Source organism: Tenuifilum thalassicum, from assembly GCF_013265555.1.
GTDB classification, from domain to species: Bacteria; Bacteroidota; Bacteroidia; order Bacteroidales; family Tenuifilaceae; genus Tenuifilum; species Tenuifilum thalassicum.
On record NZ_CP041345.1, the window covers coordinates 219,686 to 235,597 of the forward strand.

The following is a 15,912-nucleotide window of genomic DNA, read 5'->3' on the forward strand; positions in this document are numbered from 1 at the left end:
AAATAAATATTGAGTATGAGAAAATTACTGGTTTTCGTCTTGGCAGCACTTGCCCTGTCGTGTACAAAGAAAAACGAGCTAACAACTGGTCAATGGCTTGGTATTATCCAAATGGATACAATTCCTGGCAGGTTAGATGTGCCATTCAATTTTGAGGTTAAGTCCGATAGCGGTAAGATTTGTCTTGTAGTGCGTAATGCCGATGAGCTAATACGGGTAAACGAGGTTGAACGTATTGGCGATTCTCTTTATGCAAAGTTCCCAACATTTACCAGTGAGCTGGTGGTAGCAGTAAACGACTCGTTAAGCGGTTACTACTATCCCAAAGGGATAAAAGCTGGACGTAGGTACCAGTTTTATGCCATCAAGGGAGAAACAGACCGGTTTCCATGGTTTACCGAACAACCAAAATACGATGTAACTGGGCGCTGGTGGTTCATTGAGAATCCAGGAACACCCGATTCGTCGGCTATGATTGCAGAGCTAAAGCAGGATGGTGCAAGGGTTACAGGTACCATTCTTAGTCCTTATGGCGATTACCGATACCTTGAGGGAAAGGTTGCAGGCAATAAGTTCTACTTTTCTAAGAATGATGGTGCCCAAACAATAATTATACGTGGCGAAATAACCGATTCGGCTAATATGTCCAATGGCTTGATTGCTGGAAGTCCAAGTTGGGTCTCTTCATGGCGCGCCTTTCGTGACGAGAACGCCCAATTACCCAAGGCTGAAAGCATGGTTTGGGTGCGAAAAGGGTATTCCACCTTTGAGTTTGCTGGTATCGACCTAAATGGTAACCGTGTTACCTCCAACGATGAGCGTTTTAAGGGAAAGGTTTTGGCTGTTCTTGCTGGCGGAAGCTGGTGCCCCAACTGCCTGGACGAGGGCCGATTCTACAAAACCATGTACGAAAAGTACCGCGATAAGGGCTTTGAGGTGGTATCGCTTTGCTTTGAGGATAAAACCTTTGAGGCTGCTCAGCCAAAGATTAAGCGCTTTGCTCAAAGCATAGGTGCCGATTACACATATCTATATGTTGCCCCACGTGGCCGCACCCAACGCGACTCGGTGCTTTATGCCCTTGAAGGCACTATGGCCTACCCAACCAGCATGATTCTGGACCGCAAGGGTAAAATTCGCCGTGTTGAAACAGGTTTCTCTGGACCCGGTACGGGTGAACATTTCGAGAAGTTTGCAAAAGAAACCGAAGAGCTAATTGTAAAGCTACTTAACGAAAACTAGAACAAACATAAGTAAACCATTGTAATACTAATAATTTCTTTAATACATAATGATAAAGCTACCAGTTCGGTAGCTTTGTTTTTATCTGCCTATTCGTGAGTGTATGAAAGATTTTATGCATTAACAGCCGGTGGTTTGGCTTATGTGTGAGAACGGGCTGCGTATTCGTCTTCGAAAAAAATTTCCTAACGGGCGAAACCGCTTCTAAGTTCCATTGCCAACCCACATTGGCTACACACCTTGTTGAACTAAACACGCCTCCGCGGGTAGCTGTTTCAAAATTACCCGATTCTTTCTATACTCCGAAATTATTAACAAAAAAAAATGAATATGAGAAAGAAATCGGGTTTTAGTATCGTTGAGCAGGCTATTGTGCTTGTTCCTGAGTTTGAAAAAGTTGTCCGTTAACTATAACAACATCCCCTCAAAATATTAACTTCAAAAAATATTTAAAACCGTCATTAAGTACATAGCCCTGAACCCGGCGGGTGTAGTTCAACACCTACTCATCGCTGGGCGCTGCACGCCGCTCAGAGTCCTATTTATTAGCAGTTGTATTTTGAAAATTTTTATTTCTGCTTTACTTTAGCATATTCAAGTAAGTCTTCTAAAGTTTCTTGTTTTCCAAAAAGAACTGAATTAGAATTTAATATTAAAGCTTTTGATTCTAAACCATTATCAAGTTTATAGCTTACTATTGTGTATTTGGTATTTTTCAGTCTAAATGTTGAAATATTTTGAATCTGATTTAATAACACTGTCTCTTTCTTTCTAAATATTTTTTTTATCAACAGTTTATTCCCTACAAGAAATACCTTTGAAACAAAAATGAACTGATAAATTGTTAAACCTAATATTATAAAGTAAAAAATTAATGGCAATGCTAATTTATTAAATTCCGTACTTGGGTCTTTCATTATGGCAAAAAGTATAAACGAGTATAATAAAACAATTATTAAACCTATGAATGCTCCAAAAAAAGAAAAATCGGAAGAAACTTTAACAGGTCTGCCTTTTTCTAAATCTCTCATTAACATGCTTGCTGTCATTTTCATAATACTTATCTATTAAGGTTTTTGATTTTTTGCTTGTCTGATTCAATTTGTTTTACATTTCCTTCAAAAAAAATGGAATTTTTGTTTTGTATGTTATTTCCTTTGCTTTCTCAATCGAGTATCTATCAGATTCATTTTTTTCAATTAAAAGCTTTTCATTATTTTGATTCATAAAACACAAGGAACTTTTTCCAAAGTTATATCCCTTTCTCCCTTTTGATAATTTCATGCTTACAAAAAATTGAATTCCAGTGAACTCTTTTAAATTATATTTTCTCAAAGGAATTTTCAAAGAAAGGAAATTAAAAGTTTTCCAAATTGATTTCTTTTCAGTATTTATAATTACTTTCATTAGTGCGATTTTTTCTAAATATTACTGCTAACGGCTGGGGGTTGGTAAAGTGCAGGAGTATGAAACGGTTCATTGTCCCACGCTACGAAGCTACGAAAAAGCGATAACGTTTCCTAATCCGCAGGTTACCTGCATTTTATTAACCCCTTGTTATGGGCAGGTTTTGAAATAAATAAAGTTACAAACAGACTCAAACATTTACTTTGTGTGTTAATAATATTTCTAAAGCATCTTAACGGACTAATAATTGTTTATGCTTTTGATTGAGCTTTTTTAACTGTATTTAAATTCAATAAATAAAGGCTCAACTTTTTGAAAGATGAGCCACTGTGGCATTTAAATAGCCGAATCAGAAAAAATTAAAATTTTCTTTGCTTGATTTTTCTTTACTTGTTTTAAAACTAAATAAAAATCACTAATTATTAATTGTACCAATAAAACATTGCACTTAGAAATACTTATAAATTAAAAATACAAGCATTAAAACTATAGAAATACCAAGCATAATAAAATTAAAATATTTCAACTTAAATGAACCAGTTTTAATTTTTGGTCTTAATACAAATACTGTGAAATATGCACTTATAACACCAAAAAAATATCCTGGAATAATATGACGTAAAAAACCTTTAGGTTCCATTATAAATAAATAAATGATGCTACCAATAGCAATCAATGTATTTATTAAAAAAAATAATAACAATGATTTACGTTCTTTTGCTTCCATGATAGTTGGTTATAATACAGCCATGTTTTTTTTAAACCATTGCTGAGAAAATGAATAAAATTAACAAATTGCAGTAGATAGGGCTGCACCAACAACTAAACTTACAACAACTGTTATACCACCAGATGCTACGGCTGTTGCTGCAAATGCTGTAGCAATACCACCCGCCCAAGCACCCCATATCGCTCCAATACCACCAGTGGTCATATTACAAATGAATTCAGACGCACTACCACCTTCAGTCATTTCCATTTCTTGCAAAGATAATTTTCTTGTTTCCATTTTACTAAATTTTTTAAGGTTAATAATAAAGTTAACTTACACTTACAAAATTATTTAAAGAATTTTATACAACCAAGAATAATAACCACAAATTCCGTGAACGGTCAAAAATAGCGTCCGAGCGGGAAGTTTTTTTCATTACATTTTTGTAAAAGACTGCCATGCAGCACTATATGAATTTTGGCTATTCAACAGTTCATTGTGGTTTCCTACTACCTCAATCTGACCACTAACTGACAGCACAATAATCCTGTCGGATATTGAGGCGTTTCTAATACTGTGCGTGATGTTAAGTATGCCCATGATGCTTTTGAGTTGGGTTAGCAGCTCTAAAGCAAAGTTTTCTGTGGTTCTGTCCATGTGTGCGGTTACCTCATCGAGTAGTAGCAGCTGTGGTTTACAAACTAACGCACGAGCCAACCCTACCAGCTGTTTTTGCCCGCCCGAAATCTGAATACCACCCTCGCCAAGCATAGTATGAAAGCCCTGTGGAAATTTCTCAAAGAATGGCATTAGCCCATACCTTTTCAATGTTTCAACGGCCTCTAAGGCTTCCTTTTCACTATCCGAAAGGGTTATGTTTGCGAGCAAAGTTGCGTTTGAGAGAGTTACATCTTGTGGAACAACTCCTATAAGGCCCCTATAAGATTGAATTGAATAGGTTTCAGCATCCTTACCGTTAAACTGTAATTTACCCGATTCTGGGCTGTAGAACCGCTGTATAAGAGACATTAACGTGCTCTTGCCCGTGCCGTTATCGCCAAAAATGGTAACCAGCTCCCCTTTACTTACCGTGAAGTTTACCTTTTCGAGTAGCAGACCCCTACCGGGATACCTAAACGAGACATCCGTTAGGCGTAGCTCTTTGAATTCATAAATGCGCTCTTTTTCATCCTCATCAGCCATTAAATACTCCTTGTCCATGCTGGAGAACTCGTACATTCGCTCAAATGCAATTCGTGCGCCCTGTAGCTGCACGTTGGCAAAGGCAATGGACGCTAGGGCTGGAAGAATGGTTCCGCTTAGACTAAAAACAGCCATAAATACACCCGTTGACATTTGCCCCGATTGCAACTGAATGGCAGATAGGATGATTACTCCGATAGTAATAGCCAGTCCAATCATACCCGTAAGTAGCTGCACGGTTATACCAACACTTCCGATATGATATACTTTGTCCTGAAAAAAACGAAAGGTTAGTAATCCCAACCTTGTAAAAAAGGTTTCCTTTCTAAAACTTTTAATGGGCTGGATATTGCCAATGGTGCTTATGTAGTTGCTCTCGTTGAGGGAGTATGCCATCATGGCATCCCTTTGACCGTTAATAATGGTTCTGTTGTAGCGGTATGCTACCCATACAAATAGCGGCACGCCTAAAAGCAGAATTAAACCAACCCATATGTTGTAAAGAAAAACTGCGGCTAGTGAAACAACAACAACAAGGGCATTAATTAGTAGCTCTCCGAAAAAGAAAGAAACCGTTTGCTGTATGCGCCCTATGTCGTTTAGCCTTGCCACCATGTCGCCAATTTTACGGCTTGTGAAGAAGCCCATGGGGAGCATGAGCAAATCGGCAAAGAAGCTACCCGTAATTCTTACGTTGATGTCAACACCCTGTCGGAGCATGAGCTGCTGCCTGTAGTAGCCAATTAGTAACCTTGCTGTCAGTAATATTGAAACCAAACCAATAGCTGTAAAAATGCGAGTGGCGTTACCCGATGGTATAAGCCTGTCGATGAACACCTGAGCAAAAACAGCAGTGGCCAGACCCAGCACTGCAACAGCAATTCCCATTAGAAGGATGGTTGTTAAGAGGCTTAAATCTTCCCTCAACAACTTTTTAAACCAACCCCATTTCAGGTTGCGCACAGTTTTCTCTTTTTTAAACCTTTTCTCGTCAGGCACTAGCGTTAGCATTTTTCCGCTTTTCCAAATGTCCAAAAGCTCAGCTTCATCCATCCACTTTAAGCCAACGGCAGGGTCGCCAATAAGAAAAAGGTTTTCCGACACCTGGTAGCACACCACGTAGTGCAGCATAGAGCCATTCACAACAACATGCAGTATAACAGGCTGTTTAATTTTTTTGAGAAATACCATGTCGGCCTGCATCCCTTCAGCGTTAAACCCTATGCTGTTGGCCACTTGGTATAAGCCCAGTAGCGTTGTGCCCTGCCTGCTTGTTCCACTGGCAATTCTCAATTTTTCCAAATTCGGAACTCCTCCGTGGAACATTATGATGCTGCTTAGACAGGCTACCCCGCAATCGGATTGGTTTTTTTGTAGAATAAATGTTTTCGCAATTCTTTTGTCAATTTTCATGGTTATTTCTGAAGTTGTTTTTTTAGTAGCTCGGGGTTTATATAACCCTTTTTCTGCAATATTAACCTGCCGTTATGGTCGAATACAAAAAGGGATGGGTTGGATGCACTAAGGAATGGCTCCTCTGTTCGCAGCTCATCTATTTTTAGCATTTCAAAGTTGGCATAGTTAACTAGGTTGTAATTTGCCTGTATGCGAAGCAGCTCGTTTGTGCTCTGATGGGAAAGCAACAGTATGTTGTACCTCTCGAAATTTGCGTAATTTACTAGTAGTTCCTCCAGCTCAATTCTGCAAATATCACACTCAGAGTTAAAAACAATAACGAGCGACGTGTCAGCTTTAACAAAACTGATTTCTACAGCGAAACTATCGAGGGAAAGCGCATGTATGGAAGTAGGTGTTGGACTAGGTTTGCTAGTTGCTTTTTTTGCTATACCATGTATCATGAAAAGAGATGCTCCAACTATAATAATTGCCACAAGGCTTAGAATTTGTTTTTTACGCATAGGAAACAGAGATATAAGCAATTAGAACTATCCATATTACAAGAGCAGCACCATAGCTCTTTGCTACGAGGGTAATGCTTTTTCCAAACTTTTCGTTTGATACAACACTTACACCTAACGCTAGTGCAAAAACGAAAATTAGTTGAAGGACATTTAGCGATTGAAGCGGTGCAACAAGCCATTCAAGACCTACTAACCCTTGTATAAAATGACCAATTGACAGTATGCTAATAACATTGAAACGTTGCATTTCCTCCAAGTTTTGAACATTAGAAAAAAGAAGGACAATGAAATTTACAACTCCAGCTGTAATGAAAATCCATTCACAAGCCATAGTTGTTTTAAAAATTTGCTTAAAACGTATATTGAAGTTCATAAAAACGGTGCCTGTTGCAATAAATGCGCTCACAAATAGCCACTTAAGGACAAGAATAACAGGGAATAGAGCATAGGACACCCATGCCCATTTGCGTTGAAAGGCTATTGCTCTATCAATATACTGCTCTGGCAGTTGGCCATAAAGAGAGTCGTACATAAGGCTATCTGTTAAAACATATTCGTTTGTAACATAGTTTATCAACCAGTAAATAGTAATGATTGATAAAAAAAGCAAATAGCTTCTCTCGTTAAGTAATGATTCAAAAAATCGTTTCATAGTTTAATTTTGGTTGTAAGATTTGTAATTATTTGATTGTAATTATTTTGCCAAGCAAAACACTCTTTTTCCTTTTTGAAATTGGAATCCTTTTCCCATTTTTAAGTATGGCTTGATGAAAATTCCCTATTTGAACAATTTCCGTTATTAAAGAAGTCTTTACAATAAATGCTTTATGAACCCGCATAAATTTAACACTAGGCAGTAACTTTTCAAGTTTTTCCAAGGAAAAGTCGGAAATTATTTGCTCTGCATTTGACATTGTAATAATAGTATACCCTTCGCATTTTTCTATGTAATTTATTTCTTCGGTATTCTTAATAGCAGAAAACGGATTACTTTCATTAGCCATTTCTAGTCGTTGTTTTAATTATTTTTCTAATTGTGTTTCTTTGTCGCTTTGCTACAGGGATTGAAGTTTTTTCTAAAATGATACAGGAGCTGTCTTTGAAAGTTCAATTAGTAAATGCGAAAAAATTCTTGAATGATGATGATGATGGCCTGTTGATAATCGGAAATAACTTTTAGCAAAGCGTTAAAAAAGTTATTCTGATTATCAATAGACAACGACAAGAAAAGAATTTAAATTAAAGAAAGAGAGAAAAACTAAAAAGTATTTTCTCTCTTAATGCAAATGTTCGACCTTTGTTTTCGCAAAAAAAATACGGATGAAGCATTTGACATTGGAGCAAAGATACGCAATAAAAGCGTATTTGGATTGCGGGAAAACAAAAAGTGAAATAGCCAGGGCTTTAAAAGTTCACAAGAGCACTATTTATCGTGAAATAAGTCGCAATAGTAGCAAGCGAGGTGCTTATAATCCTGATTCTGCTAACGAGTTAGCGGAAGAGAGGAAAGAGCGTTTCTGTCAGAATCGCAGGTTTGATACAAGCATGCAAGTAAAGATAGACAATTGGATAAAAGAAGAGCAGTGGTCGCCTGAGCAAATAAAGGGACATTGTGATAGAAATGGAATTGAAATGGTATCTCATGAAAGAATATACCAGTACATAAGGGCAGATAAACAGGCTGGAGGGGAGCTGCATAAGCATATGCGGCATAAGCTAAAACACCGCAATCGTCCTGTTGGAGGGAAGCGTGTAGTTATAAAAAACAAGGTTTCCATTGACGATAGGCCTGCTGTAATAAACAACAAGGAGCGTTTTGGTGATTGGGAGATTGACCTAATTGTTGGGAGGAATAATAAAGGAGCAATGGTAACTTTAGTTGAAAGAAAAACATCAATGATTTTAATAAGGAAATTGGAGGATGGTAAAGATGCAGATGGACTTGCTAATACCGTAATTAGAATGCTACTGCCCTATAAGAACAGCGTAAAATCAATAACCAGTGATAACGGTTCCGAATTTGCCAGACATGAAAAAATAGCGAAAAAATTGCAGGCTGACTTTTACTTCGCTCATCCATATTCTTCTTGGGAAAGGGGATTAAGTGAGTACTCTAATAAATTAATAAGACAGTACATCCCTAAAAAATCAAATTTTGATACCTTTGATTCAGATTTTGTGAAACAAGTACAACATAAAATAAACAGAAGACCAAGGAAGACTTTGCATTTTAGTACTCCAAAAACAGAGTTCTTTAATTGTGTCGCATTTGCTTGTTGAATTTACGCTTTGCAAAAGTATTTAACTAAGTTTTGATTTATCAAAAAGTTTCTATGGCATCTTACAAATCCTAAATTTAAAAGGGCCTTTTCAAAAAAGGAAATTGTACTTTGAGTTTTAATAACCTTCTCATGATGGCAGTTTTCATTGGGGCAGAAATGAAGCGTACAGCCATTCTTATACCCCTCTACATACTGTAAAGTTTTTGGCTCTATTGCCGTTAACCTATCTCCTCGTTTTATCCAAATGGCATTTTCCATACTCTCTTTTTTTCAATCTTAAAATCAATTTTCCAACAGCAAGGGTTGTCTTGTTGAGCATCTAACTTGTCGTTACATTTTTTGGATTAGTCCGTCATGTCGTGTCTTTAAACTTGCCCATAACTCGTTTATAACCCTACCAAATGTAAGTTAATACATACCATTTTAGGTGTATAACCGTACCTTTGGTAAGGTTTTTTATACAAAATTAAAAATATTTTCACAAATCATCAAAAGGGCTTTTAATTTTTTGTAGGCTTTCTTGTGAGAAATGAGAGTAAATCTATGTGTTTTTTAAACTTTTATGTCCGAGCAATTCCTGTATATAACGTAAATCGGTACAGGCCTTCATTAAATGAGTAGCATACGAGTATCTGAGCCATTGAAGTGTTACTGGTCCCTTTACGCTCGTTTTGTTAAGTGCTTGTTTAATGATTGTTTGTATAGTAGTTCAGTTAGGATGAGTTTATTAGGCTGTATCATAGATGACATAAACTTCAGAGTGAGCTGTTATAGGCAGAGAATTTGATTAGTTTAGGAATTAAAACTCTGTGTTACTTTGTGCCCTCTGTGGTTAAAATATTTTAGGTACTATGTTAACCTTAGGCTCCAGGGAAATGTCAATCCCTCAATAATCTACAGACTAAATTTTATGGAGGCTAGTTTAGGAAAACTTTCTAAATGTTGGAAAAACAGATGATTGACATTAGCGAATTCACCTAGCAAAACAAAAAAAAAGGGTGTTGAACCATGCAACACCCTTTAGCCGTTCGGGTTTATATTATTAGAATTCTCGAAAGCCTATGATATGACGTACCTCTTTAATGGTTTTGTTAGCGCTTTCGCGGGCTTTCTCGGCACCCATTCTGGCCACTTTCCTTAGGTAGTCGTCATCTGCCAGGATAGCTTCAATCCTTTCACGGATAGGGATGGTAAATTTGATGATATCCTCGGCAAGCTGTTTCTTCATATCGCCATAGCGAATCTCACAGGCATTGTATTTATCCTCAAAGTATTGAAGGGTATCGGGCGACGAAACAGCCTTCATAATGGTAAATAGGTTCTGAATGGGCTCTGGTTTTACCTGGTTTGGTTCAGTTGGACCTGAGTCGGTTACTGCTTTCATAACTTTTTTACGTATTGCTTCAGGAGTATCGGAGAGGTAAATGGCATTTCCTTCCGACTTACCCATTTTGCCAGAACCGTCAAGTCCAGGAATTTTAACCAGCTGCTCACCAAAATTGAATGCAACAGGTTCAGGGAAGTAGTCAACCTTATATAATCGGTTAAATCGGTTAGCAAATGTACGGGTCATTTCAAGGTGTTGCTCTTGGTCCTTACCAACAGGAACTTTGGTTGCCTTATGAATTAGTATGTCTGCAGCCATAAGGGTGGGGTAGGTAAGCAATCCAGCATTAACATTATCGGGTTGCTTGCGGATTTTCTCCTTAAACGAGGTGCAGCGCTCAAGCTCGCCTTTATAGGCATTCATGTTAAGTAAAAGGTAGAGCTCGGCAACCTGTGGCACATCGCTTTGTACATATAACGTAGCAACTTCGGGGTCAACACCACAGGCAAGATATTCTGCTAAAACCTGTTTTACAGAACCATGCAAATCCTCGGGTGTGGGATGAGTGGTTAATGAATGGTAATCGGCTATAAAAAAGTAGCACTTATTCTCGTGCTGCATCTTAACAAAGTTACGCAGCGCACCAAAGTAATTTCCTAAATGCAATCTTCCAGTAGAGCGTATTCCACTTAATACTATATCCATCGGTTTCAATTTTTTGCAAAAATAACAAATTTTAGCGTTTTAGTAGTCGTGGTTTTTTCTTTAGAAATTCATCAAGTTTAATAGGCGAGTGAGATTGTGCCCATTGGTAGGTTAGCTCATACTGGTAGCTGAGGTTATTAAAATCGAACATTGGGAAGCTATAATCGTAATCGGGAACAAATACCCATGTCTTTAAAGCTGTTTCGGGGTAACGCTTTTTCAGATATTCAAGCCTTCGCCAAAATCCGAATGAGGTTAGCATGTCGGGTGAAAAGTTTCCTTTCAGCTTAGGGCTAATTTCAAAACCGAATGGTCTTAGCTCATCGGCAAGGGTCATGTCATCATCGCGCTTACGCGAAATTATAATTACCCTTTTTACAGGTTTACCTCGATATTTCTCAAAATCTAGGAGAGCCTGAAACGGAACACGGTCGTCGCCTATGCCGCCATCGTAGTAAGGTATATTGGGTATGGTTTTAAGACCGTCGATTCTGGTTGGGGGGAATACCAACGGATAGGCAGTTGATGCCATGAGCACATCAACTAGGTTAAGGCTTGAGTCGCTTTCTGCATTAATTTTTCGGTTGCAAAATCGGTAGGTACCTTCGCTGAAAGGCGAGGGACGTAGGCTAACAACTGAAATTGCTGTTGGGTAGGGCAAATCGGCAAGCGTTTTATAACCTAATCTCTTTTCTACTACTTCGGTAAGGAGCTCTCGTAAGGGTTCATTGCTTGCTGGTAATCCTTTCCCATTGATTTTAAAAACCCTATCGTTGTTGATATTGGCAAAAATCTCGCGATACTCTTTCCAGGTTAACTTTTTTTCAAGAATAGCATTAAGCATTACGGCATTAAGAGCCCCAGAACTAGCACCCGATATGAATACCACATCGTTTAACTCCCCTCGCTTATATAAGCTTTCAAGCAATGCCGCTTCCTGTGCAATTTTTGCAGCAGCTCCGGTAATTACCAATGCGGTTCCCTCTGGTTTTGTGTCATACACTGGATATTTTCTATCCGATTTACTTGCGAATGTAAAAGCAGTAAGGGCAGCGGTTGCAAAAACCATCCAGAACGACAATCGCCTTTTTTGCTTCATAAGCTATTGTTTTTATCTGTTGCCAAGGTAGTAAATAGATATGTGAAGCAATGTTTACGTAGGTTAAATTGACTAAAAAGAAATGTGCTCAATTTCAGCTAAAAGATTAAATTTTTATCAAAAAATAGTTAGATTTGCTTAAACCAACTCCCAAAAGCCATGAAGCATATAATTGTACCAATTGACTTTTCAAAGGAATCGTTAAATGGGTTGCGCCTTGCCATACTTTTTGCAAACCGTTTTGATAGTGTTGTACAAATGGTACACGTTCAAAAATTCCCAACAAGCTTAACCCCAGGACAGTTTGAGGAAGAAGAAAAAATTATTGAAGGGAAACTACAGAAACTGGTTGAGGAGTATTCTACAAAAATGGAAAATAGCGCAAACCTAACATATATAGTAAAAAAAGGTAAGATATATCAGGAGGTTGTTAATCAGGCACATGCTTTTGAAGAGTCGGCAATTATTTGCTCTACGCATGGTGCATCGGGTTTTGAAGAGTTTTTTATTGGCAGCAATGCTTTCCGAATTATCTCAGCTACACAATGTCCGGTTATCACAATTCGTCATGGCTCTATGCCAAGGGATATCAAAAAGATAATTTTGCCTATAGATGTTTCTGCCGATACTCGCCAAAAAGTGCCCATAACAACTGAAATTGCCAAAGCATTTGATGCAGAGGTGCATGTTATTGCTGTGGCAACCACCCATAGCGAAGAGGTTGACCTTAAGTTGAATGCCTTCACAAAACAGGTGTGTACTTACCTTAAGGAGCATGATGTTCGATTCCAGAAAGCAAGTCTTAGAGGCGATAACATTACTGATATAACCATAGAATACTCACTAGATGTAAACGCCGATTTGGTTAGCATTATGACTGAGCAAAACTTTGCTATAAGCGATTTTGTTTTGGGTAGCCATGCACAGAAGATGTTAAGCCGAAGCCCAATCCCCGTTTTGAGCGTTACGCCTAAAGAGGTATTCATTATGGGTAGCTTTAAAACTTTCGGAAGCGATTACTAGTTTTAACGTTTCTCTATTTCATTTAGGTAAACCCATCCACTTGGTGTTTGGGCTGAATCGATGCAATATAAATTAAAGCGTGAGAAATCAACTTTTTTGCTAGTAGTGCTTACAAGGCTTGCTCGTGAAATTAAGTTGGGTTGGTTTATGCAGTTTGTGTAAACCGTGTATCCCTGGCTATGCAAGCTATCGATTGACGATAATAGCTCTTGAGAGGATACCTCGTTGTATCTAATAATTATTGGTGCCTTTAAGTTATAGTACTCAATGCGATTAGCTACTTTAGGAGCATTGTTAATGAGATAGGCAACCTTTTCATTACCTGACTTTTCTATTGAATTTATTACTAAATCGGAACTATCCCTATTGTAAATCTTATAAGGCAAAACGCCAAAGGAGATATTCCATATTGCAAGGGCTACAGTTGAGTAGAGGAAGAAACTTCTTATCTGCTTATGCTTAGATGTAACAATTACAAAAAGAATGGGCACCATGGCCATAAACTCTGCGTTACCCCCAGCAAGAAAGGCAAATGCGATTTGTAGGAGTAGAGCAATAAAATGAGTTCTTAGAAAGTCATCGTTTAGCTTTAGTGTTATCTTTTTAGTGGCTAAGCTTTTAACCGACAATAATACAAACAATAAGGTTGTGGCAAAGGGTATCCACCAATACCATGTTGAGGTAAGCAGATTCCCAATGTAACCATGTAGCTGGATAAAGGTTCTTGCTGTATTAATCAGACCAATAGCTATAATCTTATAGCTAAATTCTATTGTTGCATTACCATTATAGTAATCGCTTAAAACAAACTGAATTAGGCTTTTTGCAGATAGGTTAACACCTTCAATTGCAGCTATTAGAATGTATGTTGCTGGAACTATTAACGCTGGCAATGTGAATACCATAAATTTTTTCCAATTGGTTCTAGAAAGTAGCGGGATGGCAAGCGCTAACCACCAAAAAAACATAATCTGATGGTAAAGGCAGGCTAGAGATGCAAAAAATCCTGAAAGGATATAAAGGATACTGCGCTTGTCTACCCTGGCTTGTAAATAGAAGTAGCTTGCCAAAAGCGATAGGAAGGTTGGAACTACATAGGTTTCGTTCTCGATGGCAAATCTCAAAAACCCCCAACATACAGATGCAAATAACGACATTATGACAGCATCTCTTTTATCGATATTTAATTTTACTAGTAGTTTGAATAAAACTAGAATTGTTGCAGAGGCAACTAAGGCATTTAAAGTTTTAAGGAGAAAAATTGCTTCGGCATTTGGGAAGAGGTAAGTTATGATTCTTACCCAGACAAAACCAGTTGCACTATAAAGCAGGTGGTGAGGTCTGAAAAGCATTGTGCCGTTTACAATATCGGCTGCATATCCCCAACCATCAATTGTGCTATAATTTGAAATTCCCAATAGGTAGATAATCAATGTTGAGAAAAATATCAAAAAAGCGCCGTGTCTATCAAAAATCTTACCAATCATTAATTCGTTAGTTGTTACTTTACAGTTAATCCGATAAAAGTTACTATTTTTGTGTGTCGATTTGTTTGTAAAAGTATTTTTTTTCAGAAAGATATCATAGCCTTATGAGAAACAGTGAAAGAACCAAGGTGAAATTACTACTCGATAGCGGAGTTGTAGGAACCGATGTAGCTGCCATGGGTTGGGTGCGCACAAAGCGAGGTAATAAAAACGTAGTTTTTGTTGCGTTGAACGATGGTTCAACCATTCATAATATACAGGTGGTTTTCGACATGACACGTTTTACCGAAGACCAGCTAAAAGGGGTAACTACCGGTGCTTGCATTGCGGTTAGAGGTAAACTTGTAGAATCGCCAGGTAGTGGACAGCGTGTTGAGATACAGGCTGATAGTGTAGAGTTATTAGGTGAAGCCGACCCATCAACATACCCTTTACAGAAAAAGGGCCACAGCCTTGAATTCCTTAGGGAGATTGCACACCTGCGCCCTCGGACGAATACTTTTGGAGCCGTGCTTCGTATTAGGCACGCTATGGCTTACGCCATTCACAAATATTTTAACGATAAAGGGTTTTTCTATATTCATTCCCCAATAATAACAGGTTCCGATGCCGAAGGTGCTGGGGCCATGTTTCGCGTTACTACGCTCGATATGAATAACCCACCTCGTACCGAAGATGGTAAAATTGATTGGAGCGAAGATTTCTTTGGCAAGGAGGCTAAACTTACTGTTTCTGGGCAGCTCGAGGCGGAACTTGGTGCGCTAGCCCTTTCCGAAGTTTACACCTTTGGTCCTACTTTCCGTGCCGAAAACTCTAATACACCACGCCACCTTGCTGAGTTCTGGATGATTGAGCCCGAAATGGCATTCTACGACATTCAGGATAACATGGACTTGGCCGAAGATTTTCTTAAGTACCTTATCAGGTATGCTCTTGATAACTGCAAGGATGACTTAGAGTTCCTTAATAAGATGTGGGATAAGGAGCTAATAGAAAGGCTAAAGTTTGTTCTTGAAAATCCATTCGAAAGGTTGACATATACTAAAGCTATTGAAATACTTGAATCTGCAAACCAAAAATGGGAGTTTCCAGTTTTTTGGGGTGCCGACCTGCAATCGGAGCACGAACGTTACCTTGTTGAAAAACACTTCAAAAAACCCGTTATACTTACCGATTATCCTAAGGAGATAAAAGCTTTTTACATGAAGCAAAACGATGACGGGAAAACGGTTCGTGCAATGGATGTGCTCTTCCCTAAAATTGGTGAGATTATTGGTGGTTCACAACGTGAGGAGGAGTATCAGAAACTAATTAAACGAATCCACGAGCTTAACATTCCAGAAAAGGATGTTTGGTGGTATTTGGAAACTCGTAAGTTTGGTTCAGCCCCTCATAGCGGTTTTGGACTTGGCTTTGAGAGGTTACTGCTATTTGTTACCGGTATGAGCAACATACGCGATGTAATCCCATTCCCACGTACACCAAATAACTGTGAATTTTAGT

General features: G+C 38.3%; 17 protein-coding genes. 4 read left to right on the plus strand and 13 right to left on the minus strand.

The features are described 5' to 3' along the window. Nucleotides 1-15: 15 nt before the first annotated feature. Nucleotides 16-1,242: a peroxiredoxin family protein gene (locus FHG85_RS00905; protein ID WP_173072400.1), complete on the plus strand. Its 1,227-nt coding sequence runs from the start codon at nt 16-18 to the stop codon at nt 1,240-1,242. Nucleotides 1,243-1,811: 569 nt separating this feature from the next. Here FHG85_RS00905 and FHG85_RS00910 read toward each other — a convergent pair. The 8 genes from FHG85_RS00910 to FHG85_RS00945 all read right to left on the minus strand — a co-directional run bounded on the left by FHG85_RS00910 (nt 1,812) and on the right by FHG85_RS00945 (nt 7,490). Continuing rightward, on the minus strand, nt 1,812-2,297 hold the full coding sequence (locus FHG85_RS00910; protein ID WP_173072401.1) for a hypothetical protein: 486 nt from the start codon (nt 2,295-2,297) through the stop codon (nt 1,812-1,814). A gap of 52 nt (nt 2,298-2,349) precedes the next feature. Next, a complete protein-coding gene (locus FHG85_RS00915; RefSeq protein WP_173072402.1) occupies nt 2,350-2,649 on the minus strand; it encodes a hypothetical protein in 300 nt (99 codons plus the stop codon). A gap of 448 nt (nt 2,650-3,097) precedes the next feature. After that, complete coding sequence (locus FHG85_RS00920) at nt 3,098-3,376, minus strand: hypothetical protein (RefSeq protein ID WP_173072403.1); 279 nt, start codon at nt 3,374-3,376, stop codon at nt 3,098-3,100. A 60-nt stretch (nt 3,377-3,436) separates the two neighbouring features. After that, a complete protein-coding gene (locus FHG85_RS00925; protein ID WP_173072404.1) occupies nt 3,437-3,658 on the minus strand; it encodes a hypothetical protein in 222 nt (73 codons plus the stop codon). A 138-nt stretch (nt 3,659-3,796) separates the two neighbouring features. Then, a complete protein-coding gene (locus tag FHG85_RS00930; protein WP_173072405.1) occupies nt 3,797-5,977 on the minus strand; it encodes a peptidase domain-containing ABC transporter in 2,181 nt (726 codons plus the stop codon). A 2-nt stretch (nt 5,978-5,979) separates the two neighbouring features. Beyond that, nucleotides 5,980-6,483, minus strand: coding sequence for a hypothetical protein (locus tag FHG85_RS00935; protein WP_173072406.1), 504 nt, complete (start codon nt 6,481-6,483; stop codon nt 5,980-5,982). After that, nucleotides 6,476-7,138, minus strand: a complete 663-nt coding sequence (locus FHG85_RS00940; protein ID WP_173072407.1) for a hypothetical protein — start codon at nt 7,136-7,138, stop codon at nt 6,476-6,478. The genes FHG85_RS00935 and FHG85_RS00940 overlap by 8 nt, the downstream gene beginning before the upstream one ends. 28 nt (nt 7,139-7,166) lie before the next feature. Next, entirely contained in the window at nt 7,167-7,490 is a 324-nt protein-coding gene (locus tag FHG85_RS00945; RefSeq protein WP_173072408.1) for a LytR/AlgR family response regulator transcription factor, read from the minus strand. A 316-nt stretch (nt 7,491-7,806) separates the two neighbouring features. Between FHG85_RS00945 and FHG85_RS00950 the strand changes: the two genes are divergently transcribed. Beyond that, nucleotides 7,807-8,766, plus strand: coding sequence for an IS30 family transposase (locus FHG85_RS00950; protein WP_173072409.1), 960 nt, complete (start codon nt 7,807-7,809; stop codon nt 8,764-8,766). Between the two features lie 2 nt (nt 8,767-8,768). Here FHG85_RS00950 and FHG85_RS13365 read toward each other — a convergent pair whose 3' ends face one another. The 4 genes from FHG85_RS13365 to FHG85_RS00970 all read right to left on the minus strand — a co-directional run bounded on the left by FHG85_RS13365 (nt 8,769) and on the right by FHG85_RS00970 (nt 11,899). Then, nucleotides 8,769-9,026, minus strand: a complete 258-nt coding sequence (locus tag FHG85_RS13365; protein WP_173072410.1) for a LytTR family transcriptional regulator DNA-binding domain-containing protein — start codon at nt 9,024-9,026, stop codon at nt 8,769-8,771. A 283-nt stretch (nt 9,027-9,309) separates the two neighbouring features. Then, complete coding sequence (locus tag FHG85_RS13370; RefSeq protein ID WP_220429249.1) at nt 9,310-9,471, minus strand: tyrosine-type recombinase/integrase; 162 nt, start codon at nt 9,469-9,471, stop codon at nt 9,310-9,312. Between the two features lie 339 nt (nt 9,472-9,810). Beyond that, nucleotides 9,811-10,800 carry a tryptophan--tRNA ligase gene (gene trpS / locus FHG85_RS00965; protein ID WP_173072411.1) on the minus strand — a complete coding sequence of 330 codons (990 nt, stop codon included), beginning with the start codon at nt 10,798-10,800 and terminating at the stop codon, nt 9,811-9,813. A 31-nt stretch (nt 10,801-10,831) separates the two neighbouring features. Continuing rightward, nucleotides 10,832-11,899, minus strand: a complete 1,068-nt coding sequence (locus tag FHG85_RS00970) for a patatin-like phospholipase family protein (protein WP_173072412.1) — start codon at nt 11,897-11,899, stop codon at nt 10,832-10,834. Between the two features lie 159 nt (nt 11,900-12,058). Between FHG85_RS00970 and FHG85_RS00975 the strand changes: the two genes are divergently transcribed. Beyond that, nucleotides 12,059-12,922, plus strand: coding sequence for a universal stress protein (locus FHG85_RS00975; RefSeq protein ID WP_173072413.1), 864 nt, complete (start codon nt 12,059-12,061; stop codon nt 12,920-12,922). 2 nt (nt 12,923-12,924) lie between these two features. Here the strand turns inward: FHG85_RS00975 and FHG85_RS00980 are convergent, their stop codons facing one another. After that, entirely contained in the window at nt 12,925-14,409 is a 1,485-nt protein-coding gene (locus tag FHG85_RS00980) for a hypothetical protein (protein WP_173072414.1), read from the minus strand. A 104-nt stretch (nt 14,410-14,513) separates the two neighbouring features. On the opposite strand from FHG85_RS00980, the gene asnS reads away from it, so the two are divergent. After that, the gene (gene asnS / locus FHG85_RS00985) at nt 14,514-15,911 is read left to right on the plus strand and encodes an asparagine--tRNA ligase (RefSeq protein ID WP_173072415.1); all 1,398 of its coding nucleotides are present in this window, start codon (nt 14,514-14,516) and stop codon (nt 15,909-15,911) included. Nucleotide 15,912: the final 1 nt, after the last annotated feature.